At 38.1% G+C, this 24,908-nt stretch carries 24 protein-coding genes and 3 pseudogenes; 1 reads left to right on the plus strand and 26 read right to left on the minus strand.

The window, feature by feature from the left end; genetic code table 11:
• From HED67_RS07240 to HED67_RS07280, 9 genes are all read right to left on the minus strand, one after another.
• Positions 1–810 (minus strand): RNA-guided endonuclease TnpB family protein (locus HED67_RS07240; RefSeq protein WP_221717884.1); only part of this gene is annotated, 810 nt, incomplete at its 3' end.
• A 116-nt stretch (positions 811–926) separates the two neighbouring features.
• Positions 927–1,337 carry an IS200/IS605 family transposase gene (gene tnpA / locus HED67_RS07245; protein ID WP_178815957.1) on the minus strand — a complete coding sequence of 137 codons (411 nt, stop codon included), beginning with the start codon at positions 1,335–1,337 and terminating at the stop codon, positions 927–929.
• Positions 1,338–1,573: 236 nt separating this feature from the next.
• A complete protein-coding gene (locus HED67_RS07250) occupies positions 1,574–2,476 on the minus strand; it encodes a sugar phosphate nucleotidyltransferase (RefSeq protein ID WP_221717885.1) in 903 nt (300 codons plus the stop codon).
• A gap of 21 nt (positions 2,477–2,497) precedes the next feature.
• Positions 2,498–3,559 carry an LCP family protein gene (locus HED67_RS07255; protein WP_178441708.1) on the minus strand — a complete coding sequence of 354 codons (1,062 nt, stop codon included), beginning with the start codon at positions 3,557–3,559 and terminating at the stop codon, positions 2,498–2,500.
• Between the two features lie 6 nt (positions 3,560–3,565).
• The gene (locus tag HED67_RS07260) at positions 3,566–4,321 is read right to left on the minus strand and encodes a hypothetical protein (protein WP_221717886.1); all 756 of its coding nucleotides are present in this window, start codon (positions 4,319–4,321) and stop codon (positions 3,566–3,568) included.
• Between the two features lie 26 nt (positions 4,322–4,347).
• Positions 4,348–5,115 carry a class B sortase gene (locus HED67_RS07265; RefSeq protein ID WP_221717887.1) on the minus strand — a complete coding sequence of 256 codons (768 nt, stop codon included), beginning with the start codon at positions 5,113–5,115 and terminating at the stop codon, positions 4,348–4,350.
• The gene (locus HED67_RS07270; protein WP_221717888.1) at positions 5,108–5,815 is read right to left on the minus strand and encodes a CpsB/CapC family capsule biosynthesis tyrosine phosphatase; all 708 of its coding nucleotides are present in this window, start codon (positions 5,813–5,815) and stop codon (positions 5,108–5,110) included. The genes HED67_RS07265 and HED67_RS07270 overlap by 8 nt, the downstream gene beginning before the upstream one ends.
• Positions 5,816–5,820: 5 nt before the next feature.
• Positions 5,821–6,588 carry a CpsD/CapB family tyrosine-protein kinase gene (locus HED67_RS07275; RefSeq protein ID WP_221717889.1) on the minus strand — a complete coding sequence of 256 codons (768 nt, stop codon included), beginning with the start codon at positions 6,586–6,588 and terminating at the stop codon, positions 5,821–5,823.
• Positions 6,581–7,345, minus strand: coding sequence for a YveK family protein (locus HED67_RS07280; protein ID WP_221717890.1), 765 nt, complete (start codon positions 7,343–7,345; stop codon positions 6,581–6,583). Before HED67_RS07280 ends, HED67_RS07275 begins: the two co-directional genes overlap by 8 nt.
• Before the next feature lie 334 nt (positions 7,346–7,679).
• Here HED67_RS07280 and HED67_RS07285 point away from each other — a divergent pair, with 334 nt between their 5' ends.
• Positions 7,680–8,480: an SDR family oxidoreductase gene (locus HED67_RS07285; protein WP_221717891.1), complete on the plus strand. Its 801-nt coding sequence runs from the start codon at positions 7,680–7,682 to the stop codon at positions 8,478–8,480.
• Positions 8,481–8,560: 80 nt separating this feature from the next.
• On the opposite strand, the pseudogene HED67_RS07290 reads toward HED67_RS07285, so the two are convergent.
• From HED67_RS07290 to HED67_RS07365, 17 genes and pseudogenes are all read right to left on the minus strand, one after another.
• A pseudogene (locus tag HED67_RS07290) lies at positions 8,561–8,800 on the minus strand (AAA family ATPase); the annotation flags it as partial.
• Positions 8,801–9,104: 304 nt separating this feature from the next.
• Complete coding sequence (locus HED67_RS07295) at positions 9,105–9,638, minus strand: hypothetical protein (RefSeq protein ID WP_221717892.1); 534 nt, start codon at positions 9,636–9,638, stop codon at positions 9,105–9,107.
• Between the two features lie 39 nt (positions 9,639–9,677).
• Complete coding sequence (locus HED67_RS17215; protein WP_260702724.1) at positions 9,678–9,812, minus strand: hypothetical protein; 135 nt, start codon at positions 9,810–9,812, stop codon at positions 9,678–9,680.
• 147 nt (positions 9,813–9,959) lie between these two features.
• Positions 9,960–14,219, minus strand: a complete 4,260-nt coding sequence (locus HED67_RS07300; RefSeq protein ID WP_221717893.1) for a leucine-rich repeat domain-containing protein — start codon at positions 14,217–14,219, stop codon at positions 9,960–9,962.
• Between the two features lie 41 nt (positions 14,220–14,260).
• A complete protein-coding gene (locus HED67_RS07305; RefSeq protein ID WP_221717894.1) occupies positions 14,261–15,442 on the minus strand; it encodes a nucleotidyltransferase domain-containing protein in 1,182 nt (393 codons plus the stop codon).
• A 5-nt stretch (positions 15,443–15,447) separates the two neighbouring features.
• Complete coding sequence (locus HED67_RS07310) at positions 15,448–15,882, minus strand: S24/S26 family peptidase (RefSeq protein ID WP_221717895.1); 435 nt, start codon at positions 15,880–15,882, stop codon at positions 15,448–15,450.
• Positions 15,875–16,132 (minus strand): PqqD family protein, encoded by a 258-nt coding sequence (locus tag HED67_RS07315; protein WP_221717896.1) that lies wholly within the window; start codon positions 16,130–16,132, stop codon positions 15,875–15,877. Before HED67_RS07315 ends, HED67_RS07310 begins: the two co-directional genes overlap by 8 nt.
• 36 nt (positions 16,133–16,168) lie before the next feature.
• A complete protein-coding gene (locus HED67_RS07320; RefSeq protein ID WP_221717897.1) occupies positions 16,169–16,900 on the minus strand; it encodes a hypothetical protein in 732 nt (243 codons plus the stop codon).
• 9 nt (positions 16,901–16,909) lie between these two features.
• Positions 16,910–17,533 (minus strand): VanZ family protein, encoded by a 624-nt coding sequence (locus HED67_RS07325; protein WP_221717898.1) that lies wholly within the window; start codon positions 17,531–17,533, stop codon positions 16,910–16,912.
• Positions 17,530–17,754, minus strand: a pseudogene (locus HED67_RS07330) (GDP-mannose 4,6-dehydratase); the annotation flags it as partial. The pseudogene HED67_RS07330 and the gene HED67_RS07325, both read right to left, overlap by 4 nt.
• Positions 17,753–17,839: pseudogene (locus HED67_RS17640) on the minus strand (NAD-dependent epimerase/dehydratase family protein); the annotation flags it as partial. The pseudogenes HED67_RS07330 and HED67_RS17640, both read right to left, overlap by 2 nt.
• Before the next feature lie 27 nt (positions 17,840–17,866).
• The gene (gene glmS / locus HED67_RS07340; protein ID WP_221717901.1) at positions 17,867–19,705 is read right to left on the minus strand and encodes a glutamine--fructose-6-phosphate transaminase (isomerizing); all 1,839 of its coding nucleotides are present in this window, start codon (positions 19,703–19,705) and stop codon (positions 17,867–17,869) included.
• Between the two features lie 24 nt (positions 19,706–19,729).
• On the minus strand, positions 19,730–21,115 hold the full coding sequence (gene glmM, locus HED67_RS07345; protein ID WP_221717902.1) for a phosphoglucosamine mutase: 1,386 nt from the start codon (positions 21,113–21,115) through the stop codon (positions 19,730–19,732).
• A 123-nt stretch (positions 21,116–21,238) separates the two neighbouring features.
• Positions 21,239–21,403 (minus strand): hypothetical protein, encoded by a 165-nt coding sequence (locus HED67_RS07350; protein WP_221717903.1) that lies wholly within the window; start codon positions 21,401–21,403, stop codon positions 21,239–21,241.
• Between the two features lie 197 nt (positions 21,404–21,600).
• Complete coding sequence (locus HED67_RS07355) at positions 21,601–22,773, minus strand: CapA family protein (protein WP_221717904.1); 1,173 nt, start codon at positions 22,771–22,773, stop codon at positions 21,601–21,603.
• 10 nt (positions 22,774–22,783) lie between these two features.
• On the minus strand, positions 22,784–23,689 hold the full coding sequence (locus tag HED67_RS07360) for an ATP-grasp fold amidoligase family protein (protein ID WP_246612146.1): 906 nt from the start codon (positions 23,687–23,689) through the stop codon (positions 22,784–22,786).
• A complete protein-coding gene (locus HED67_RS07365; RefSeq protein ID WP_221717905.1) occupies positions 23,682–24,872 on the minus strand; it encodes a glycosyltransferase family 4 protein in 1,191 nt (396 codons plus the stop codon). The genes HED67_RS07360 and HED67_RS07365 overlap by 8 nt, the downstream gene beginning before the upstream one ends.
• Positions 24,873–24,908 lie beyond the last annotated feature (36 nt).

Raw genomic sequence — 24,908 nt, forward strand, 5'->3', positions numbered from 1 at the left:
ATCTTCTACTGCAACAACATCATATGCCTCTGCCATTTCATAACTCAGCTTATGTAAGAAATCTTTCCTCTGGTTTCGGATTTTTTCGTGACATAATGCAACACGTTTTTTCTGTCGGTAATAATTATTGCTTCCTTTCACGCAATGGGATAACTTTCTTTGTTCCCTTGCCAGCCGCTCCTCACTTTTTCTGAAGTATCCTTCATTTTCCTTCTGTATATCTTCAGAAAACACAGCCATTCCATGCATTGCATAATCAATTCCCAGTATCTTTGCGTCTTCATAATCAAATTCTTCTGCTTGGTTTTCACAGTCAGATTTTTCATATAATAGACTTGCATAATACTTTCCGGATGGTTCCATACTTATTGTTACAGATTTCAGGCAATATTTTTCCGGAATATCACGATGTTTTTTCATACGGATCCATTTTAACTTCGGTAGTTTTATCCGATGATCTTCTACCTGAATATTTCCATTGACCACATTTGTCGTATAGCTTTTTCGGCTCCTGTGTTTTGATTTGAATTTTGGAAAGCCAATCTTTGGATTCCTGAAAAAATTCTTATATGCCTTTTCCAGATGCATCTGCACATTTGCAAGTGCCAGGGAATCCACTTCTTTCAAAAATGGATATGTTTTTTTATACATCGCCGGTGTATTTCGCAGCATTTTTTTCGTTGCTTCATATTCCCGTATCTTATCATTCAACATCTGATTATATAAAAAACGACAGCAGCCAAATGTTTTGGCGAGCAGGACTTCCTGTTCTCTGTTTGGATATATACGAAAACGGTAAGCTATATTCATCTTTTTTTCTCTCCCTGCTTCTCGTTCAAGAATGCCTCGGCATTCTTGCTGCAAGGTGCGCGTCATGCAATTGCATGACATACTTCTACTGCGCACCTCTGCAATCCTGCCGGAGGCTATATCAGCTGGGGGATTGACTCCCAGCTGATATAACTACGGATAACATCAATCGGTGCACCACCCGCTGTCAGCAGGCAGAAACTTTGACTCCAGAATGCTTCCTTCCAAAGTCTTTCCCTGATCTGTGGATATTCCTTTTTTAACAAACGACTGCTTGCACTTTTATACGCATTGATAAATTTACTGAGTTCTGATTTTGGCTGTGCCCGAAACATAACATGCACATGATCAACATCATGATTCCATTCTTCCAGTGTGATTCCATAATCAGGTGCAATACGTTCCCAGATCTCTTTTGCACGTTCCGAAATCGGATCATCTATTACTTTTCTTCGGTATTTTACAACCATGATCAGATGATAATACATCAAATATACTGAATGTGCATTATGATCCATTTTGTCCATATAATCAGTCCTTTCTATCCTTTCGACTGATTATAGTATACCACGCTTCGCACCGCAGAACAAGTGTTCCATTTTCTTTTTTCTGCAATTCATCTCCCACCTGTAGAGGAAGGAGAATTCTTGCTAACTTTTGTTAAACCAAAACTGCTGTAAAATAAAGAAAACAAAAAAACAAAAACTGTGTGAATCATCCCACGATTTTATTCTGGAATTTTCACACAGTTCTCATATGCTTTTTATAAATCGGAGAATAATTCTTCTTTGTAAACACCCTCTGCCAGCATCTGTCTGAAGCTTTCTTTGACAGCTGCAACATCCTCATGATAAGTCATACCATACCATGTGTCGTTGGTACGAAGAACTTTGACAGACATCTGGTCCTTCTTCAGCAGTTCTCCGATATAAATTGGTATCAGATATTCAGCTTTCAGAGGATTGGCAGGCACTTCTTCCTTGAAGAATTCTGCAAATCCTTTCTCAAGTGTCTGAAGGAAATCCGGTGTCAGCCCCCACATGTTCATGGAAACAAGAGATTCTGTATCCAGTTTTACGCCGTCTGCTTCTGCACCATCAGCTGTCTTCACAATATTCTTTGTCTCAACAACCTCTGTCAGATTGTGATCTGCATCCATCTTGCAGATGCCGCGGGTTACACCGCCATTGTCAGATAATGTATTCTTCAGAACAAAACCTGCCATACAGGATTTACCGCCCTCAACCAGATAGGTGTGAACTGCCTTAAAACCTTCTTTGCCATAGTAATCATCTGCATTGATAACAATAAATGGCGTTGTGAGCAGATCCTTGGCCGAAAGGACAGCCTGGCCTGTTCCCCATGGTTTTGTACGGCCTGCCGGAAGTTCCCCCGGAATATCATTGATATCCTGGAATGCATAATCTACAGTCACATTGTGTTCTGCACAAATCGCTGAAATTCTGCTGCCGATCACTTCTCTGAATTCTTCTTCAATGTCCTTGCGGATAATAAAAATAACCTTGTTGAAACCGGCTTCAATAGCATCATGGATGGAATAATCCATAATAATATGTCCCTGCTCGTCAACAGGTTCTAACTGTTTGATACCGCCGCCAAAACGTGAACCGATACCGGCAGCCATAATTAATAATGTTGTGTCCATTAAAGCAACAACCTCCTTTATTTATTCTGTCTCCGATACTGAATCACTCTGAGTTCCATCTGTCGGTTCATAAAAATGATTAATTACATACTGTCGGAGCTGTGATTCATCCGGATAAAACTCCATAAACTCTTCACCCTTGACATTCTCGCCATCAATGGTATCAATTGTCGGTGCCGGGCACTGACCAAGGAATTCTCCCAACTCCTGAAGCTGTGATGCTGTGCAGTCCGATGTGAGATTGTCATTGATGGACAGGATCAAATCTGCCGCAAAGCCGTCATCACCACTTAATTTATTGATCAGACCTTTATAAAGCTCTCCCATATACTGGCGCTGGCGTTCCATTCGATGAAGATTCGTACTGTCGTCCAATCCCCTGCGTGTTCTGACGTAGGTCAGTGCCTGCTTACCCTGCAGGGTCACTTCAGCGCCTTTTACAAGAGCAGGATCCGCGCTGGTCATATCATCCAGCACTGTCACTGTCACGCCGCCTACGGCATCATTGATAATTGGTACCGCATCCATGGTTAATGACAAATAATGATCAATAGAAACGCCGTATAAAAGATTCGATACCGCCTTTACTGTATTGCGGCAGCTGTCCTTGCCGCCGGTGCCGTAGGTATGTGCCAAAGCCAGCTGGCCGGTAAAGGTGCCGGTGGATTTGCCGGCCACACCATAACTCTCGATATCTGTCATCGTATCACGGTTCAGCTGCAGAATCTGGCAGGACTGATTTGTCTTGTCTAATATCAGCAGCAAAAGAAAGTCTGTCTGCCTTGTGTTAACATAATCTGCATCATCTTCACCAGCTTCAAACTTATCCTCACCCATAATCAACACTGTCTCCAGATTATCCTTCAGACGATACCACTGATTATCATAGTAAATCTTCTCGCCCTCATTGTCAACCTTATTCTGCGTGTTTTCCACAGCCGCCTCATGATGACGGCGGCCGTTATCCCAGATAACGACCGCCGCAATACAAATGATCAGCAGAAGCAGCACGGCCACACGCCGGACAACCTTTTTCAATTGATGATATTTCTTTCTGCCTAATCTTCGTTTTAATTTGTTCATTCGAGTTTAGAAACCGGCTTTTCTGTTCTTGCCTGTCATTACGAATGCTGCACAAGCGCCAGCAAGGATCATAGCTGCAACTGCTGCTACAACTGTCATGTTGATATCACTTGTCTGAGGTGAAGCAGGGCCATTTGGATTAACGGCTACTGCTGCGCTGTCTTTGATAAAAGCAACCGGGCAGAACTTGTCAAATGTCACATCGACTGTGCCATCAGAATTGGTGTTGATACCCTTCTGGTCTACCATCTCCCACTTTGTGCCATCGCAGTTAACCATAGACATAAGAAGTTCACCCTGTTTTGCACCAAGATCGAATTTCAGAGTAATTGTGTTGCCGTCTTCTTCCAGTTTCTTCTGAGCTTCTTCCGGAAGAATAACATCAAAGAGGTCGCTGACAACGAGGTCTTCAACCTTTACATCACTTGTAATACCAGCCAGAGTTGTCTCGACTTCCGGGCAGATATCTTTCAGAGAAGCTGCATTCTTGATTTCATCATTGGCTTTCTTCAGTTCATCCGAAGCCTCAGAAGATGAAATAGGAACAACCTTGATCTGATCCATAGGAATGCCTTCTACTTTGTTGCCGTCTTTATCGTAGATGATCGCACCAACTTCTGTACCATCAGCTGTCTTTGTTGCAACAACCTTTGGGGCCTCCTTCTGTGTTACACTAGGTGTAAAATTATCTGCAAATGCAGGTACCGCACTGACACATACCAGTGCAGCTGTGAGTAATAAAGCACTTAATTTTTTCTTCATTCGAATCTCCTCCATTCATTGCCACATTACTTGTTGTCATTGTTACATTGTGCCGCTACCAGAAATCTTTTCTGATTGTTGCCTTTTAAGCAGGTTGAAAGGATAATGCTATTGGTATCGGCACCTTTATATGCCTTTTGATCGATACAGGCGCCAAGTGCCCGGGTCGAAAGGATATCTTGGTAAAAAATATTGGCCACACGCTGTTTGCTAAAATCATAATTGTACAGAATGTGTGTCTTGTCAAAAGGAACTGCCGCAAAAACCGTATAGTGAAGTTCCTTATCCGGTAGATAAATAATAATCGCCTGATGTTCTTTCAGAGATTCTTCATCAGAATAAATTGTCTGAAGAGAACCAAACATCTCCCCATTGTCCATATCATGTCCGTAAATCACCGTCATGGGATCTTCCATCGTCGTACTGTTGTAAGAATGCTCTGTAAACAAACAGCCGGCAACAGCATGATTGCCCTTGTAATCCCTTCTCAGATAATATTCATCCTCTGTCGGATGCTGAAGGATCGGATAACTGATATCCGTTCCCGGAATCTCCAACCATGCATAAATATCTTCATTGACCGCTTTCAAGCTGTCAAAATCAATCGGGCTTACGTAGGCCACTGTCTCCGAAACCGTTTCACTCTCAGAGTTCTGAACAGTCTCCGGCTCAGTTTCTGTCTGCCGGTACTGTGACAGCTCCTCATGATGATGTTCCCAGGGACGCCACAGGGCCATAACCAGAACAACAGCCGCCGCAATGATAATGACGATCAGCCACTTTCTCTTACCCATTATCTATCGCCTCCCCGAAAAAATAATCTTCTGTCTCACTAAGCTTATGCACCGCTTCTCTGCCGCCCTTCTCCTGAAGCACTTTCATGGCTTCTCCAATCCTTGGCGGACGAGATGTGAGATTATGACAGTCACTGCCAAGAAAAAATCCATCCATCTCCCGGATCAGCTTCATCACCTTTCTTCGGGTATTCCATGAGAGAAAAGCTTCCGCATTAAATTGGAAGATCACCCCTTCATCCATCAGACGTTCCAGCAATTCCTTTGAAGAAAGCTTAAAATAGCGATCCACATGAGCCAGAACAACCTGCAGATGGGGGGTCTCATTCAGTCTGAGTACCTCATCAACTGTATGATTCGTCCATTTTACAAAGGGCATCTCTACCAGAAGCAGATCTGTTCCGGTAATCCTGAAATCAAGCACCTCCCTGGTATGAGAAATACCATCAAACCAGGCAAACTCCGCGCCTCTGTGAAGCCGTGGTGTCTCCTGCGGGAGTTCAGCCTGAAGCCTTGCCCAGGCATGCTCTCTTTTCTCAAAAAAATGATCCGGCTGATCCCGCCATGGATAAAAATGAGGCGTAAGCACAACCGTCCCGGCTTTCTGCTTCTGCTCCATCTGAAGCAGCTTCAGACTCATCTCTACAGAACGGCTGCCATCATCAATTTCCGGCAAAATATGCGTATGTAAATCTATCAACAGAATCACTCTTTTCCAGACTTAAGAGCCTTCTTCTTTGGCTGTTTGATGGCTCTCTGCCTGTATTCATAACCATAGCCGTATTCATAATTCTTCTTGTACTTGCTGTAATACTTCTTGTACTGCTTATCCTGAGAATCAGCCATGGTCATAACAATACCGAGGATATTGGCCTTGACATAACGAAGCTTCGTAATCGTATCATCCAGTGTCGGCTGCAGACAGTAATTCTGACGCACAACCACAATCATGCCATCCAGCTTCTCCGCCATAACAAGGGCATCTGTTACGACACCCACCGGCGGAAAATCAAAAATAATATAATCAAAATAATACGCCCACATCTCCAGATACTTGTCCATATTCTTGGAATTCAAAAGTTCTGAAGGGTTCGGCGGAATATCTCCCGCCAGAATCAGGCTGAAATTGCGGTCTCCCTCCGGTTTGAGAAGAACAGACTCCAAACTGGTCATACCGGCCAGGATATTGGACAATCCCTTGCCATTCTCAATGCCCAGTTTCTGATAGATACTCGGCAGACGCATATCCGCATCCACCAGAAGCACCTTCTCGCCATTCTGGGCAATGGTGTAAGCCAGATTCAGCGCTGTGGTTGATTTGCCCTCACCTCTCATACTGCTGGTGACACCGATCATCTGACACTTCTTGCCTGTCGGCAGGGCAAACATCAGGTTCGTTCGCAGCAGCTTATAGGCCTCTGATCCCGCAAAACTCACATCCGGTCCAAAAACAATCTTTCGTTTATTATCCATTGCGCTTACCTGCCTTCTTGCCGTATTCTCCATAATTGCCATATCTTGATCGGGAAGCTCCCTTCTGAGTAAGATCCGGCACAGATGCCAGAATCGGAATATCGTAACGCTTCGTCAGCACTTCCGGAGACTTCACGCGCTTATCCATCATCATCATCAGAATAATAATACCACAGCTCAGCACCAGACCAAGGGCCACACCCATGACAAGAAACTTGGCCACGTTCGGTGAATATGGTGCTGTCGGTACAACCGCATACTGTACGATACGCGGTGAACTGCCGTCCACAATATCAGAGATATGATCCGGCAATACTTCAACAATCGTATTGGCCAGCATGCAGGCCTCCTCAGGATCCGCATCTTCCACCACAATAGAGAAAACCTCTGTGCCATCCACAGAAGAGGCAGAAATCATACTCTCCAACTGTTCATAAGTATAGGACACATTCGCTTTCTCAATCACATCTTCTAATGTTGGTCTGGACTTCAAAATAACGATATACGTATCTACCAGACTCTGGGCTGCATTCAGGTCCGTCAGGCTGATAGAAGTACTTCCAACCGAAAGATTCGAGTTGTTGACATACACCTTCGCCTCAGAATGATACAGCGGTGTGATCAAAAAATTCGCATAGGAAAAAGCTGCTGCGCCAAACACAATCATACTGAGTACAATCACCCAAAAATGGCGCCAGAGCTCGCCTGCTACTTCCAACAGGTCAATTTCAATTTCATCATTGTTCTCTCGTTCCATAAACATCCTTTCCTCATTTTCATTAGTTCGGCAGATCATATTCCGCCATTAAATCATATTACATTATATTAAAGAAATGGTTAAAAAGCAATACTTTGACATAAAATGACAATATTGGTTCATTTTTCATAAAAAAAAGCTTCCGCGAACCATCTGCAGATAATGATATCACGAAACCCTGATGGAGTAAAGGCGGAACTGATTTTATCAAGTATGAAAAAAGTAGACATCCAGCCTAGTATACGTTATACTCAATTTAGAACAATACTTCAATGGCTTTTATATAAGATTAATAATTCAGTGGCTTTTATATTAAGAAGAGGGGGATGTAAAAATGGCAGTCAGACATAAAAAAATAGCCGTCGTCACCGGCGGCAGTTCAGGAATCGGCCGATACACAGCAGCCGCACTAAGAGACAAAGGCTATCTTGTATACGAATTCAGCCGAAGGCACATTCCCATTAGCGGGGTAAATCATTTGTCAGTGGACGTAACGGATGAAGAAATGGTCACCTCGGCTATACATCATATTATGAAAGCCGAAGGAAAAATTGATACCGTCGTTAACTGTGCCGGTTTCGGCATATCCGGTGCTGTTGAATTTACAACGACAGAGCAGGCCAAATCACAGTTTGATGTGAACTTTTTCGGAACAGTGAATGTCAATAAGGCAGTTCTCCCTGGCATGCACCAGCAGGGCAGCGGCCATATTGTCAATATCAGCTCCGTGGCAGCCACAGCCCATATTCCTTTTCAGACCTTCTACTCTGCAAGCAAAGCTGCCGTTTCATCCTATTCTTACGCACTGGCCAATGAAGTCAGACCTTATGGCATCTATGTCACAACAGTAGAACTTGGCGATATCCGCACCGGCTTCACCAAATCGCGTCAGAAAAACATCCTTGGTGACAAAGACTATGACGGAAGAATTTCCAGAAGTGTCAGCCGCATGGAACATGATGAACAAAACGGCATGGCCCCAGAAGATATCGGCGGCTTCATCGCAGATATCGTGACAAAAAAGAAACCCTCCGTCCTTTATGTGGCCGGTACTCAGTACAAACTTCTGAGCCTTTTGTGCAAAATCCTTCCAACCGCACTCCGGCAGAAGGTTGTAGGTATGATCTACGGGTAAAGCTATCATTCATTCGGGAGCCGGCTGGACTTTCTTTTCCAAGCACCTGACTCTCCATAAAGCTCATAGACGAACCGCAAAATGACTGATACATATTCATTGTGAATCTTCTCTATTTGTGCAGCAACCGTTGCGCCATCCATGTCCAATGTGGCATCGAGCAAACTATCAGATTCTTGCTGGAAAGTCACCATTTCATTCCAAGGCTTGCTTTCAACTACGGTTGTAAGTTCCTGACGAATTTCTTCATTTGGTACAAAAGCTGTCTTTCTTGTTTCATTATAGCCAAGATAGCCAAGATGAATCATATAAGTCAACACAGCAAGTTGATAAACCTGTGATCATCAGGAATTTATTTTGTATCACACTCCATTTTTTATTTTCGTTATAAACTATACGTCACCTTCCAAAATACCGTGTGAACTCCTGGAGTTCAGTTTGTCCACACGGTCAATCTTATTTCAGTTTTTTGAGGATTTCATCCGTACTCATGCCGCTTGCCAGCAGCTTTTTCAGCACTGTTTCAGCTTCAGCCTTCTTCGCTTCTTCAGCGGCCTTAGCATCTGCCTTTGCCTTCTTCGCTTCCGCTGGTCGGACTCCTATCCTCGCCTGATTTTCATTTTGCTAATTTGACGGAATTATTTCCAGTTCATTATTATCTGGTTTGTTAACTCTACTTTCTGTTTCTTCTGTTTCCTGCTCTTTAGTTTCCTTGTCACTTTCCGTGTTGTCTGATTCAACTTTACTGGTCTCGTCATTATTTTCCGGCTTTTTTTCTGTTGAATCCGAACTGTTATTATCCATGGAAGTATGTTTCTTTGATGTCTCCACTTTTTCCGATGATGAATTTTTATATGAATTGTTTCCGCCTGCTTCTCCTGTAAAAGTCTTATTTTCTTTATTTACATTTGACTCCTGAGGTATGTCCACATTTTGTTCATCTTCCGAAACCTCTGTTCGCAGGAAACTGTTTTGACCTTGTTCTCCATCTCGAATAATTAATTCTGTTTCTAAAACAGTCCCCTGCAAATGGATATCTTCTGAAACGTTTTGTTCCGTCTGACTCTTATGAATGAATCCTCCAATAACAACACACGCAATAATTACACTAAACAGCCAAACTATCAGTAGAATCTTACGTTTTTGCTTTCTATTCATTTACGCTATATACCACTTCTCATTACTTGGATATACTAATTATCTGTTGATTTCATCAGCCTCTTCATCAAATAAATTAACTGGTGATTCATCATCATCACCACTTGTGCAGATAATATCCTCTACCTCAAATTCAACGAGTTCCATGACTGGTTTTACATACTTTTCTTTCATCTTCTTACCTCCATAAATTTAAATATTTTAGCAACTTTTCAGAGCTAATCTCCAAAATACCACGCATTTTATACCTGTTTTTTGAAATTTTGCTTGGCTCTGAACAGTTACATATTTTATATAAATTATAACGACAGTTACAACAAGCTAATTGAAATATTTTTCTGCTGCCTGCCAATACAAATATAAAGCAGCCATTGCATTTTTGTTTTCACTTGCTGACTGTGCATAATTTAACACACCATAAACATGGCTTAACGCACTGAAATTAGATAACTCTAATTGTCCGGCAGAAAATGTATGGGAAGTCTCCAGATCTTGTGCTGCAATATCTCTTACTTCAACATAATAAAGGCCATTGTTTCCGGACTGAACAGGTGTTACAACTTCATTATCAATCTTAAATGTATAATCTGTAATTGATCCTGATTTCAATTCATAATAAATACGAATTGTAGTCTTATCCTTTAACAGAAGACTTGACCCGTATAATTTCAGTCCATCTTCACTTCCTGACCTGCTATATTTGTAAGATGACAAATTTCCAGCAGTTACTGAAGATACATCCATTAATGCTGATTTATCAATAGACGCTTCATTATATCCAAATAAAATTTGCGTATATTGTCCATAGCTAATCAAAGCTGATGTAAGTGCCTTCAGATTCTCATTACTACTTGAAGCATTTGCCTCTTCTGCATACTTTTTCACAGAATAGTATTCGCTCCAACTGCCATATTTTGTTTTCAATGTAGCTTTAATTGTATCAGCCACTTGTTTTGCATTTACGTAACACGAAAATTTATAACAATTATGACTCTGGCCATCTGTGCCTTTTACAACTGTTACTCCATTTTTAACAATATCACTTACATTTACTGTAGATAACGTTTTCCCTGCTGCTTCCATCGTCATTGTTGCTGTGGTATCTTGGACAATTTTATCATTCAATTCAAGATAAAAGTTTACACCAATTTCACCATCCAGAGTCAATGAATGCGCCTGAAAACCTAACTCCATCGTCTCACCAGACTCACTGCCTCCGGTTGTTCCGCCTGATCCACTGCTACCGCCGGTTGTTCCGCCTGATCCACTGCCGCCGCCAGTTGTTCCGCCTGATCCACTGTTTCCACCAGTCGTTCCACCTGTTTCAGTGCCACCAGAACTACTTCCACTTCCGCTTCCAGTACCACTTCCTCCTGCGCCAGAGCCTGAACCACTTCCTGAATCACTTCCTGAATTGTTGTTCCCACTGCCTGTACCGCTGCCGCCGCTTCCTGAACCGCCACTGCCAGCTCCTTCACTTGGCTTTACCATTTCTTTAGCTACCCAGGTCAATTTTTTTGCCCCATAATTTTTGAACATTCCTGAAGTCCATTCACTATTATTCGATGGATAATAGCATGTAGCCGTCACTACATTTGAAAACACTTCTGAATCCATTTGAGGCGCATTCCAACTGAAAGTAATTGTATTCAACGCCTTACATGACAGAAAAGCATCATTTTTTATCACTTTAATACTCGATGGCAAAACGACTTTTTCCAATCTTGTACATCGATTAAATGTCTGCCCTCTGATCTCTGTTACATTATTCGGTATATTAATACTTTTCAATACACTGCAGGAGCCAAATGCACCCTCACCAATTTCCTGTAATGTGGATGGTAATGTAACAGATGTAAAATTAGAAGATTCATAAACTGTACTCATTCCATCATAAAAACCACATGCCCAAAATGCATAATTGCCAATGCTGATCAGGCCTTCCGGAAGCACAACACTCTTTAAGCCATAACATTGTGAAAAAGCACTTTCCTCAATTCTTTGTAAACTTGAAGGTATTGTTACATCAAGTAAACGATAATCCTGCTCAAATAATTTCTTTGAAATAATTGTTAACTTATCAGGCAGAACAGCTGTTTTAAGATATGCAACTGAGGAAAAGGCTCCAACCCCAATTTTCTCAACCTCATCCGGTACAGTTATCGATGTTAATGCACTTCCTTTAAAAGCATATTCTCCAATTTCCGTCAATGACTCCGGCAAAGTTACAGATGTCATACTGCACTCATAAAATGCTGCATTTCCTATATAGGATACCCGATTATCAATTTGTACATCTGTTATAGATTTTCTCTGCTCATACCATGGTGCATATGTGCAGTCATCAATTGAATAATCATACATTCTGCCTGTTCCAGAAATTGTTAATACTCCTGACTCATCCAAGTGCCATGTCAAGTCATCTCCACATTTAAACTGATCTGGATTTTCTTCCTGTCCTTCATACGTCCATATTAGATTTCCTCCAAAATCCGACGTTGTAATTCTGTCTGAATAAGTGTCATCATTCTTCGGATAATAACAAGTGGCTTCGACCCCAGAAAAAGCGTAGTCTGAAACCTCAGGCGCACTGCCTTCAAATACTACTTTTTTCAACTGTGTACAATTAGCAAATGTATAATTTCCTATTGTCTCTAAATGCTTAGGTAAAATTAATTCTTCAATACTCTTGCAATTTTGAAAACTATATTCTCCCAGTGATGTAATTCCCTCTGCGAATGTTATACTCTTCAAATTACTGCAATCAGAAAAAGTATATCCACTTATACTTGTCACTTTCTCCGGAATATCAATGTTCTCTAATCCTTCACATCTGCTAAATGCATATTTTCCAATCGACTGTACACTTTCAGGTAATATAACTGCTGCCAATGCTTTACATCCGGCAAATGCAGAATCGCCAATGCTGACTACAGCAGATGGCAATACTATCTGATTTAAAGATGAACAATCTCCAAGTACAGCTTCTTTAATCTCCGTCATTTCATTCGGAAAGGTAAAAGTGGTTAATGAACTACAGTTACTAAAAGCATATTCTCCAATCTGGTTAATACTCTGCGCTAATACTAATTGCTTTAGTAGTACACACCCCTCAAAAGCATACTTTCCTATATAGGTAACCTTATTCCCCATTTCCACACTTTCCATTGTCTTGCACTTTGAAAAGGCATATGGCTCAATACTAAGTACTTCTTGCGGAATCTTTATTCCAGCCAGACTCTCACAACCATAAAAAGCATATTCTCCAATCTTATTGACACTCTCCGGCAATGTAATCTGTTGTAACGATGTACAATCCTTAAAAACAGCTTCTTCGATAGTGCTTATATTTTGAGGCAACGCCACATTCATAAGCTTCCTACAGCCCTGAAAAGCACCTTTTTCAATACTCTTTACACTTTCCGGCACAGTGAACTCAGTTATAGCACAATCCAAGAATATATATTGCGGAAGCTTCTCTATTCCCTGCGGCAGCTTTATATCTTCCAGTTTCTCGCAGGAAGCACACACACTCTTCCCCAAGGTTTTCACACTATCCGGAATTTTCAGCTTCACCAATTCACTGCATCCGGAAAATGCACTATCTCCTATAGTAGTAACATTCTCAGGAATTTTTATCTCCTTAAAATCATTGCCCACAAAAGCATAATTTCCTATTGTTGTAACAGCATCTGGAATATTTACCTTCTGTGCATGGTTATTTGAAAAAGCGTGATCCCCTATTGTTATAACGGACTCCGGTAACTTTATCTCTGTTATCCGATTGACCTGACGGGCATTTGAAGTCTGCGCAAATGCATATGCCTTAATCTCAGTTATCCCATCTGGAACTACAATATCAGTTATTCTCACACCATTTACATATATGTATGCACCAAACCGCAATGGATTGGCATTTTCATTTTCAAATTCAATATGACACCACGAAGTAATATCAGGAATAGAAACTTTCACCAGGTTTGGACACCATCTAAAGGCTTCATTACCAATAGCTTTCACAGTACTAGGTATCGTTACCTCTGTTAACTGCTCACATTCATAAAAAGAACATGCGCCTATGGATGTTATGCCTTCACCTATAACGACTTTTTTGATCTTTTGACGATCATTCCAGGATCCCCACCCACAATTTACTTCATCATCCTTTGAAACATATTGATATGTATACATGTCTCCACTACCCGAAACTTCAAAAGTTCCATCTGAATACAATGCCCATTTCGCATTTTCACCACATTTTCCAGAACTCTTTAATATACGGTCGTCAGACTGTACTTGTATATCTGCAGCAACATTATCTTTAGTCACTTCGTCCACAGTATTCTGCTCATCCGAGGTATTATCCACATCAGTATTTAATACCGCTGCAGTATTACTTTCATTTTCCAAACTGCTCTCATTTGTACTGTCCACTTGCTCATCACTAAAATTCACAGTCTCCTCTGTGCTTAGAGTGTCTTTATATTTTAGTAAATTATTCTCTGCTCCATATACAGGTACATAATTCATGATCATGCAAAAACTCAAACCTAATGCAGCCCATTTTTTTAAATTTTTCATAAGCTTTCCCCTCGCAAATTACATTTTATAAAACTTTCTCATTAACGATCAAAAAATCTTACTGCTTTTATTTCCCTAAATGCCCGCTCTCTTCGCTCACCTGACAATACTATATTTATAAAACGATGAAACCAAAAAAATGGAACAGCCCATCGGTGTTTATTATAAAATGTATACCGCCCATAGATTTCTTTTCCCGGAAAAAATCGTTTTAACAAGTATTTCATTTTTGCTGTAAAATTACTTCTTCCACTTTCCTGCTTATACGCTTTCAAATCATTTTCTATTTTATTCTCAATATTTCCATAAGCTCCCGAAGAAATATAATACAAAAGCATCGTCAATTCTTCATGACTCAACAAACTTTTGAAAGCATCTATTCCGTAAGAGTTTGCTCTTTCACTTGAAAATACTTTATCACATAGCACACGACTCTCCATCTCAAAATCGGCAATACCTAAAGTTCCACATTCGCGCTGAATGTAATCCCAATCCATTGTTCCGGCTTTCACCCTTAAATATAAGAAAAAGTCCAACAATGCTCTGAGTCCTATTCCTTTTTTGATAAAATGCTTATATGTATGACAAACCATGTATATATAGAAATCCTCATCACTCATATGGTATCCAAAGGATTTTTGTTCATCTAATACCAAATGTTCCTTAATACCAGAATAATATTTCTGCCAAACATCCTTAGCTGTCCTGCCAAACAATGCCCGATGCATCTCAAAATTGTAAACCGGTGCCTTCTTATAGATATCCACATCACAAGAATTATCATATACAAATTGATACCCATGAGCTACCATATATTGTCTCAGCTTTTCTGTATTTGCATCATCATATAATATATCATTATCAGACATTTGACGCATTTCCGCAGATGGATAATAATCTTTCAAAATAATTCCCTTTAAAGGAAGATACCAAATTCTGTTTTGCTCCATAAAAGAACAAATATTCATACGTTCTGTATCAAACAAAATTACTCTTCGAATTGCTTTTGCAATACTATCCTTCCACTTTCTGGATAACTCTACATTGTTTTTCTGCAATATCTGCCCTATCAAAGCATCTAAAAAATGTATTTTACTGACTTGATAAAGCACTGACTGCATGTGCTGATCATTCCTGTAAATATCTATACACTCATGTACCGGCTTTATTTCATTTACAGCGCATGATATCAGATAAATCATATCGTAATACACTTTATTCATCTTTTTCATTCCTTCTTATTCAGAGCTGCATTAAACCATCGTTTTAACCATATTCTTATTTTGTAAGGCTTACACCATAGAGCAACATACATACCATATCGTCTATCATTTATTTTATAAATTTTATTTTTATGCGTAAACTCTGTCATCACACCAATAATATTTTCCTTTGGAATATGTCGCTCAATACCTGTACAATTGTCTCCCAGTATGTCATAACTATCCTCATAAATGCGAATAATCCTATGCAGTACATATATATCCGGCAAGCGCTTATATAAAACAACATCCCATTTTCTACAGGATTCATGTCTTTCTACCAGCCTGACAGTAAAGGTATCTCTGCCCGGTTTCAAAAGAGGCCACATACTCATTCCGGCAATTCTATATGTCAGGCAATGGTATTTATTGAGATATGCTTCAAATGAAACTTTATTCATCAATAGCTCCTATGGACTTCAATTTTTGTATGATATTATTCACATCCTGCTGAATTTCTTCCAATGGTGCATCATATTTTTCATATAAACTATTAGTAATAGCTTCCATTGTTGTGTCATGCTTTAAACAATTAACTATAAATGCAGCTGTTTTATTATTTCGAACCATTCCGGCAAATGTGCCTGCTGCATCTACCATAATCTGCTCATCCCTATTTTCATGTACAATAAAACCTTCTTTTAACCTCATCTTTCTCCCCCACTCATGAAAATACTTATATTTTATCTACTGCATGCCCTCAAAAGCTATCCTTGCAGCTTCCAACTCCATATTGCATCCAAGCCTGTATAATGCTGTCTGATCAAGCAATCTATCTATTAATTTTAAAGTTTGCTGCATCTGTAATGGATGTTCCGCTCTATTTGTCTGCTGAACAATCATAGGATAAGCTTCCCTTCGATTCACAGGCTCTATATGATTTATAATGTCCCTTTGCAAAATACAAATACTTTTTAATGGCACCGCAACATTGCCGGATAATCTGTGTTTACCATTCCATGGTGTTCCATAAGCCAGCACACCATTTTTCGAAATTGCAAGCAATGGTTTATCATCATTTACCATAACTGCTCTTTCTTTAAAAACTTTCCTCCACAATCCAACATGTGTAGACTTACCGGTTCCACTCGTCGCTGTAAAAAGATATCCCTGGCCATCCACGGCTACAACTGACCCATGAAACAACAAGGTATCATAGTCCAGCATATGCTCAGCAATTTTTCGATAAACTGCCAGTGTTTCCAGATACTCATCAGAAAACTTTCGAACATTACGCTTTTCCCTAATAGCTTCCTTTTCAGATTTTCTTCTCTCGACTTCGATATCACTTTTATTAATTTCTATCATAAAATCAATTTGATCTTCATTAGCATCATATAAGTAATCTCTGCAATATTCGCAAACATAAGGGTAAAGATGATTAATTTGAATAATTTTCCCTGCCAGCTTAATTATCATACTTCTACCTCACTTATATCTTGTTTTCAACTTCCAGCCAATCCAATAAATTGCACCTCCCAGAAATCCTCCCAATGTGTTATAAAAAATATCAGAAAGCTGAAAAGTACCCAACCTGAGAAATAACTGTAAAAATTCTATAAAAACAGAAAAAATAAAAGCTGTTTGTGTACATTTTCCAACAATATTTCTAAAATCAATCTTTTTAAGCAACTTTTCTTTTGCAGTCCACATTAAGATAGCTGTAAACGGCAGCATCAGCAATACATTCTCAAAACATTCTGTTGTCAATGTAACCGTTCCATCTGAGGATTTACTCCAAATCCACCAACCACCCATGACATCGGATAAAGGATTTGCCCACATATTACGGTTCAGTAAAGTCCTAAACAAAATCATCACTGTGAAAAACACGAGTAAAAATAATTTACGAAAAAATAATTCTTCTTTAAAATTTTCAATCCATACTTTTACAGCCTTCTTACATCCTCTTCCTGAGCCCGTGGGCTTATAACAAAACATATAAAAAAACATAATCATTATCGAAAGTAGTAATGCAAACCAAAACGGCTGATATAGTGCTGTAAGCACATTTGCAATTATATCTCCAACAATTTTAATAAATTCCATCATTCTTTAATGCAAGTGTGGTCCGGCTTTGCTGGACACACCGAATAACTTGGATTATTCTTTTGCCATCTCCAAGAATCTTCACACATTTCCTTGATACCATTTTCTGCTTTCCAGCCCAACTCTTTTGCTGCTTTTCCTGGATCACAATAACAGGTAGCAATATCGCCCGGACGACGCTCTTTAATTGCATATGGAACTTTCATTCCAGTTGCTTCTTCAAACTACAACTTCTTTTCCATTCTCCAACAGTTCCACACATGTATGACTTCCTATGTATCCTGCGCCACCTGTTACTAATATTGCCATGATGCCTCTCCTATCTAAGTAATAATTTTACTCTACTGTCACACTCTTAGCCAGATTTCGTGGTTTATCTACATCCAAGCCTTTAGCTACACTGATGTAATATCCCAGTAACTGTAATGGAATCACTGCAAGTGATGTTGCAAAAAGCGGATCTGTTTTGGGAATGTAAACTGTAAAATCTGCTGTATCTTCAATGTTATACTTTCCAAAAGTGGTCAGTCCCATCAAATACGCTCCTCGGCTCTTACATTCTAGCATATTGGATATAGTTTTTTCGTATAGTTCTGGCTGGGTCAATACTCCTACTACTAGAATGTCATCTTCAATTAAAGAAATTGTTCCATGCTTTAATTCTCCGGCTGCATATGCTTCTGAATGAATATAGCTGATTTCTTTCATCTTTAAGCTACCTTCCATACAAATTGCATAATCAATGCCCCTTCCAACAAAGAATACATCATGGGCATTTACCTGTTTTGACGCAAACCATTGGATACGTTCTTTGTCTTCTAAAATCTTTGCAATTTTTTCTGGTAAAATTTTTATTTCTTTAATAAGTTCAACATATCTTTCTTCTGAAATTTCTCCACGAACTTTTGCAAATTGGATTGCTAAAGCGTAAGTTGCAACAAGCTGTGTACTATAAGCCTTTGTTGTAGCGACAGCAATTTCAGGTCCCGCCAAAGTATAAAATACAGAATCAGCTTCTCTGGCAATTGAAGAACCAACAACATTTACAATACCTAATGTTCGTACTCCCTTTTCTTTTGCTTCTCGAAGTGCTGCTAAACTATCTGCGGTTTCTCCAGACTGACTAATAACTACTACCAGACCATTTTTATCAAGAAGTGGTTTTCTATATCGGAATTCTGATCCAAGTTCTACTCGAACTGGAATTTTTGCTAAATCTTCAATTACATACTGTGCTGCAATACCTACATGATAAGCTGATCCACAAGCAACAATATAAATCTGACTAATATCTTTAATATCCTCTTCAGAAAGTCCAACTGCTGATAAATCAATCGTATTCTCTTTTACAACAGAATTGATTGTATCTTCTACCACTTTTGGCTGTTCATGAATCTCTTTCATCATAAAATGCTCATAACCAGCCTTTTCCGCTGCTTCTGCATTCCAATCAATAGTCTTTAACTCTTTCTCGATTTCATCTCCATCCAGATTGTAGAAAGTAATCTCACCTTTTCTTACACGAGCCATTTCCATATTCCCGATGTAATACACATTTCTTGTGTATTTTAAAATAGCTGGTACATCAGAAGCAATGTAAGACTCTCCATTTTCAATACCCAGAATCATTGGACTGTCTTTTCTCGCAACATATATTTCTTCTGGATAATCATTGAACATCACTGCTAAAGCATATGAACCACGAATACGCACCATAGCATGGTTAATTGCATCTACCGGTGTTCCTTCATACTTTTTGTAATAATAATCAATGATCTTCACTGCTACTTCTGTATCTGTATCAGAATAAAAAGTGTATCCTTTTCTTACGAGTTTTTCTTTTAATTCTTGATAATTTTCAATAATACCATTATGTACTGCCACAATGTTTCCATCATCGCTTCTATGTGGATGTGCATTATTTTCTGATGGTTCTCCATGTGTTGCCCATCTGGTATGTCCAATTCCACATGAACCAATTACTGCCTTGCCATCGTTTGTTTTCTCAGCAAGAATTTTAAGGCGACCTTTTGCCTTTACAATATCTACTTGCTTCTCTCCATCACGAACAGCTATTCCTGCTGAATCATATCCTCGATATTCTAACTTAGACAGCCCATCTAATAAAATGGGAGCAGCCTGCTCATTTCCTGTAAATCCAACAATTCCACACATAATTATTTACTCCTCTTTTTTTGCTTATCTTGCTGCTTCTTTCTTATTAATTATAGAAACAACATCATCAACGTAGTTCTTACATATTTCCTCTGTCTCCGCTTCTACCATTACACGAATCAAAGGTTCTGTACCTGATTCTCTAACAAGAATACGACCAGTATCACCTAAAGCATCAGCAACTTTCTGAACAGCTTCCTGGACATCTTTGTCAGCCTGTGCAACCGCTTTATCCTTGACTTTGACATTTACAAGGACCTGTGGATAGATATGTAAATCCTCTGTGAGCTGACTCATTTTCTTTTTCTTTGCCATCATAACTTCCATCATTTTAAGGCTGGTAAGAATACCATCCCCTGTTGAAGCATATTTTGAAAAAATAATATGACCCGACTGCTCCCCTCCAAGTCGACAACCATTTTTCTGCATATACTCATAAACATATTTATCACCAACAGCCGTTTTGGCATAACCAATTCCAAGCTCATCAAAGGCTTTATAAAGTCCAAAATTGGACATTACCGTTGTAACAACAGTATTTGTAATCAATTTCTCACGTTCTTTCATGTATCTTCCGTAAACATAAAGAATTGCATCTCCATCGACTACATTTCCTTTTTCATCTACGCAAAGACAACGATCTGCATCTCCATCATAAGCAAAACCAACATCCAGTCCTTTCTCGACTACAAATTTCTGCAATCCCTCAATATGAGTGGAACCGGCATCTGTATTAATATTGGTGCCATTTGGATCTGCATTGATTACGTATGTTTTTGCTCCCAATGCATCGAATACTGCTTTGGCAATATTCCATGAACTACCATTGGCACAATCAAGTCCCACTTTCATACCCTTAAATGAATAAACACCCAGGGAAATCAGATAACCCACATATCTGTTTCTTCCAGAAACATAATCTACTGTACATCCAATTTCGTCCCGATGAGCATATGGAATCTCTGCATAATCTTTGCCAAATACATTCAAATTACCATCAAGGTATGCTTCCACCAAAGAAATTGTATCTTCATCCATCTTTTCACCATTGCCATTAATTAACTTGATTCCATTATCATAGTATGGGTTATGGCTTGCTGAAATCATAATACCGCAATCAAATTCATCTACTCGTGCAACATAGGCAACAGATGGCGTAGTCGTCACATGAAGAAGATAAGCATCCGCTCCTGATGCTACCAGACCTCCAACTAAAGAATATTCAAACATATAACTTGAACGGCGAGTATCTTTTCCAATTACAATACGAGCTGGTGTGTCATCACCTGATTGCTTCTTTAATTCACCATAATACCAGCCTAAAAAACGCCCGATTTTATACGCATGATCTGCTGTTAAATTCTTATTAGCTTCTCCTCGGAAACCGTCTGTTCCAAAATATTTTCCCATTTTATTTTAATTCCTTTTCTTTTTATAAGATACTTGTTATTGTACTTTCAACATGAATATTACGGTGCGGCAGAGCCGCCTGTCCGATCATCTTGCATCGGAATACTCGCAGGTACGGACTATCTACCGTTTACTTCCCTTCAGTGCATTCTGTACATACTCTGTCGTCATAATCTTCTTAATCGTACCTTCTGCATCCAGTTGCTCTGTTTTCTTTATGGAGTGCACCCCCATTGTTTCCCCATAAACAACTTTTCTCCATAACGAGTGCCAATGATATTCGTCCAAGTGTCACCAAAAATCTGCTGAACAGCCTTTGCCAGATCATCGATATTCGAAGCATCCAACTCCTAGATAAACAACTGACCTAGAGATCATCAGCCGGTTATCATTGGAAGAGGAACGGTTCTGAGAATAAGAGATATTGGAGGAATGCAGATTCTCTCCAAATGCCGAATTTTCAATATTTTTATACCTTATTAGCCCTAAAATTTGTTGAGGGGAGATTTTTTCGGAAGTTCACATAAAGACTCTTTTAATCCTTGAAGAAAAAGTTCTCTATGTGCTTCGCATTCTAAATAATTACATAACGCAAGTTTTTGATCTTTTGTTATTCTTCTTTCAAACCATGTTCCTTTTGATAATTTATTAAACACTCTATTAAGCAAACTAGTATTATGTGGCATCCCTGTTCTTAAATATGCATTAATATGTTGTTGTGCAAATTTTGAATACTCTGTTTCTATAAAAGTTGATTCAATAATGCTTTTACTTCTATCTTCAAATCCGTTAATTATTTCTTCCTTTTTTTCATTTTCAGCCAACCTAATTCCGCTTCCTACTTTTACAATAGGTATATACTTAATCGAAAAATCATTTTTACTTTTAAAAATAATTTCAATTAACAAAGATGTTTTCCAAAACTCTGAATCCGAATCATCAAATAGAAAATTTCCCTGTCCATAAATAATTTTTCCAGTTTCCCAATCTTCATAACATCCTATACAATGTGAATGTTGACAAACAACCAAATCAGCTCCACTATCAACAATACGTCGGCATATTTTTTGCAAATTTGGCGAAGGATATCTATAATGTTCTTTTCCTCCATGATACAGTACAATTACATAATCAACATCTTTTTTTAATAATTTAATATGATCTAAACTGACTAATGGATCGAACGGGTTAGCACCTGCTTTATTTTCTGTAGCAATAGAAAATTCTCTTTCGGCACAACAATAAATGCCTATTTTTATTCCATTTTTTTCAAAAATAAACGGTTTAGATGCTTCCTTTAAATTGTTACCTGCACCCGCATATTTTATGTTTTCTCTATTCAAGTTTTCCATCGTTGCTTTTAATCCTTGAACTCTTTGATCTAAAATATGATTATTCGCTAATGTAAAAAAATAAGGATTTAGTTTTTTTATGCCATTAATTGTTTTACTTAAGGCTTGTAAATTAGGCCCACACTTTTGAAGTGGGGATATTATGTCTGTTAAAGGAACTTCCAAGTTAAATATTGTGAAATCCATTTCGTGCAATAATTCACACATTGCTTCTCCCACAAGTGCCTCAACATTACCTTTTATAAACTCTGCATAATTGCTTTTTGTAGGAACCATATCCGCACCAATTAGTATCTTCGTATCCATTTAATTCTCCCTATAATTCTATCCAATTTCCAATTTTGTAATCCCATTCTATTGGTTCAATTTTATCAAATCCACTTCCATCAAAAAATGTAATTTCTCCAAAGTATATCTTATTCGAACAATAATATAAATCAATTCTAACATGCTTCATATTTTGAGATAATTTTTCAGCTATTTCTATCATTTTCTCATAATTACACGGTTTTTCAGGTTTAATACGTGAATGTTCATATCCCCATTGAAAATCCAACCAATTAAAACTTCTATCAAAGTAATCTGCTTTTGTGGGCTGGTCAGAATTTCTATCAGAATTAATCATCACAAACTTCACTTCGCCATTGAAGCAATAAAACTTATAATCTCTTAAATCTTTTGTATCGGGATCAATCATATATTTTTCTGCAATTATTTTCTTTGGAACATCTTTATATGGCCATTCTCTACCTGCATAATAATACTCTTCTTTTAAACCTTTTTCTAAATTTTTCTTTACACTCCTAATATCAAGTTCTTTTTTATTCGTACAAATATACATTCCTCTACCAGAATTATGATTACATTTTAATACAAATTTATCTGGCAAACTATTAAAATCTATTTCCTCTGGTGCATCCCATACACCTAACATTGGAATTAAATACTCCTCTCCCAACACCTGTTTAATATAATTTCTAACTTTGTATTTGTCAACCATCATCGTATATTCAGGTCTTCGTTCATTTATTTTTAGCCACTGAAGCTTTTCATTATAAGTTTTTGGATTCTCTAAATCTAATGCTCTACCCATTGAACTTTTAAATACTCTTTTTAGATATATATCATCGGGCATTGTTTTATAAAATCCGCGCCTTCCTAGCACCATTGTACGAAAATTCTTATCAATTATTATCTTTACTATTTTTCTTATTTTATTCATATAACTCCTTTAGTTTATTTAAAAATCCACTCATTTCTTGAGTATAACTATCAATATTAAATACTCTACTTGCAGTAATATATGCATTATTTTTCATTTCTATTATTTCTTCTGACGACTTATTCATCAAAATAATCAATGTTTTTTCTATTGTTAATATATCATTATTATCCAAACAAATGCCATCATACATATGTGTTATCACTGAATCTGCACCTCCAACTTTTGTACAAATCACAGGCACTCCTAAACACATACTTTCTGCAAATTTAGTAGAAAATCCAGCTTTTGCATATTGTTTATTTTCTCTTAGAAGAAAGCTAAAATCTGCTCTTTGAATTATTTTTTTTGCTATACTATTCGACACTCTTCCATGAATATCAATACCATATTTTTGCCAACAAACTTCTCCTGTTACATTTTCAAGCTGCTCTAACGTCACTCCTATAAGATCCATGTGAATATGTATTTTTTTTAAATTTATATGCTTTACAGCTTGCAATATCGGCAAAATATAATCTTTATTTCCACCTATACTACCAGCATAAACTAAATGAAGCATCGAACTTCTTTCATATTTTTCTAATATATCACTATTTCCAAATTCAAAAATAGGTGGAACAAAAATTGTTGGGACTTTCATTTTATAATAGTATTCTTTAAAAAATTTACTAATTGAAATAACACCATCTACATATTTATCTATTTTTAATATTGTTTTATCAACTTGTCTTTGGATGAGCTCTCTTTCAATAAATCCTGTTCTGTCAGATTTTTCAAACCAATCAACTCTTTCAACCAAAAAAGGAATCCTCCTTTTATGGCAGTATTTCACCATCCATGACTCACCTGCATAACCATACATTAAAATAAATTCTGGTTTTTTATTTTTTATTTTTTCTTTTAAAATCTTTCTGTATTTCCAACCAGTCAATTCATCTATCAACCATTCTATAGTTGAAATCTTAGGTATTGTTATAAATTTTGATGTATAACAATAATTAAATAGATCTGTCTCATCTGATATTTTATTCATACCTTCATAATCATCACAAATAAATGTCGTATGATATCCCAAATTTCCGAAAAGACGAGCCATATTTTGAGCATGTATCGATAGTGCCGTATTAGGTTTGCCCACATCTCCTATATATATAATTTCCTTTGTTTTATCGTTCTTCATCAAATACTTGTATGATGTTATTAGAAGCAAAAACAA

The organism is Pseudocoprococcus catus (assembly GCF_019734885.1).
Classification (GTDB): Bacteria; Bacillota; Clostridia; order Lachnospirales; family Lachnospiraceae; genus Coprococcus_A; species Coprococcus_A catus.

Excerpts from the sequence above, each read along its gene's own strand:
- HED67_RS07325 (WP_221717898.1), bottom strand. The coding sequence starts at position 17,533 with ATGATGGAATTTATTAAAATTGTTGGAGATATAATTGCAAATGTGCTT.
- HED67_RS07310 (WP_221717895.1), bottom strand. The coding sequence starts at position 15,882 with ATGAATAAAGTTTCATTTGAAGCATATCTCAATAAATACCATTGCCTG.
- HED67_RS07355 (WP_221717904.1), bottom strand. The coding sequence starts at position 22,773 with ATGGATACGAAGATACTAATTGGTGCGGATATGGTTCCTACAAAAAGC.
- HED67_RS07300 (WP_221717893.1), bottom strand. The coding sequence starts at position 14,219 with ATGAAAAATTTAAAAAAATGGGCTGCATTAGGTTTGAGTTTTTGCATG.
- glmS (WP_221717901.1), bottom strand. The coding sequence starts at position 19,705 with ATGTGTGGAATTGTTGGATTTACAGGAAATGAGCAGGCTGCTCCCATT.
- HED67_RS17215 (WP_260702724.1), bottom strand. The coding sequence starts at position 9,812 with ATGAAAGAAAAGTATGTAAAACCAGTCATGGAACTCGTTGAATTTGAG.
- HED67_RS07365 (WP_221717905.1), bottom strand. The coding sequence starts at position 24,872 with ATGAAGAACGATAAAACAAAGGAAATTATATATATAGGAGATGTGGGC.
- HED67_RS07265 (WP_221717887.1), bottom strand. The coding sequence starts at position 5,115 with ATGGGTAAGAGAAAGTGGCTGATCGTCATTATCATTGCGGCGGCTGTT.
- glmM (WP_221717902.1), bottom strand. The coding sequence starts at position 21,115 with ATGGGAAAATATTTTGGAACAGACGGTTTCCGAGGAGAAGCTAATAAG.
- HED67_RS07280 (WP_221717890.1), bottom strand. The coding sequence starts at position 7,345 with ATGGAACGAGAGAACAATGATGAAATTGAAATTGACCTGTTGGAAGTA.
- HED67_RS07250 (WP_221717885.1), bottom strand. The coding sequence starts at position 2,476 with ATGGACACAACATTATTAATTATGGCTGCCGGTATCGGTTCACGTTTT.
- HED67_RS07305 (WP_221717894.1), bottom strand. The coding sequence starts at position 15,442 with ATGAATAAAGTGTATTACGATATGATTTATCTGATATCATGCGCTGTA.
- HED67_RS07315 (WP_221717896.1), bottom strand. The coding sequence starts at position 16,132 with ATGAGGTTAAAAGAAGGTTTTATTGTACATGAAAATAGGGATGAGCAG.
- HED67_RS07260 (WP_221717886.1), bottom strand. The coding sequence starts at position 4,321 with ATGAAGAAAAAATTAAGTGCTTTATTACTCACAGCTGCACTGGTATGT.
- HED67_RS07255 (WP_178441708.1), bottom strand. The coding sequence starts at position 3,559 with ATGAACAAATTAAAACGAAGATTAGGCAGAAAGAAATATCATCAATTG.
- tnpA (WP_178815957.1), bottom strand. The coding sequence starts at position 1,337 with ATGGACAAAATGGATCATAATGCACATTCAGTATATTTGATGTATTAT.
- HED67_RS07320 (WP_221717897.1), bottom strand. The coding sequence starts at position 16,900 with ATGATAATTAAGCTGGCAGGGAAAATTATTCAAATTAATCATCTTTAC.
- HED67_RS07285 (WP_221717891.1), top strand. The coding sequence starts at position 7,680 with ATGGCAGTCAGACATAAAAAAATAGCCGTCGTCACCGGCGGCAGTTCA.
- HED67_RS07295 (WP_221717892.1), bottom strand. The coding sequence starts at position 9,638 with ATGAATAGAAAGCAAAAACGTAAGATTCTACTGATAGTTTGGCTGTTT.
- HED67_RS07360 (WP_246612146.1), bottom strand. The coding sequence starts at position 23,689 with ATGAATAAAATAAGAAAAATAGTAAAGATAATAATTGATAAGAATTTT.
- HED67_RS07275 (WP_221717889.1), bottom strand. The coding sequence starts at position 6,588 with ATGGATAATAAACGAAAGATTGTTTTTGGACCGGATGTGAGTTTTGCG.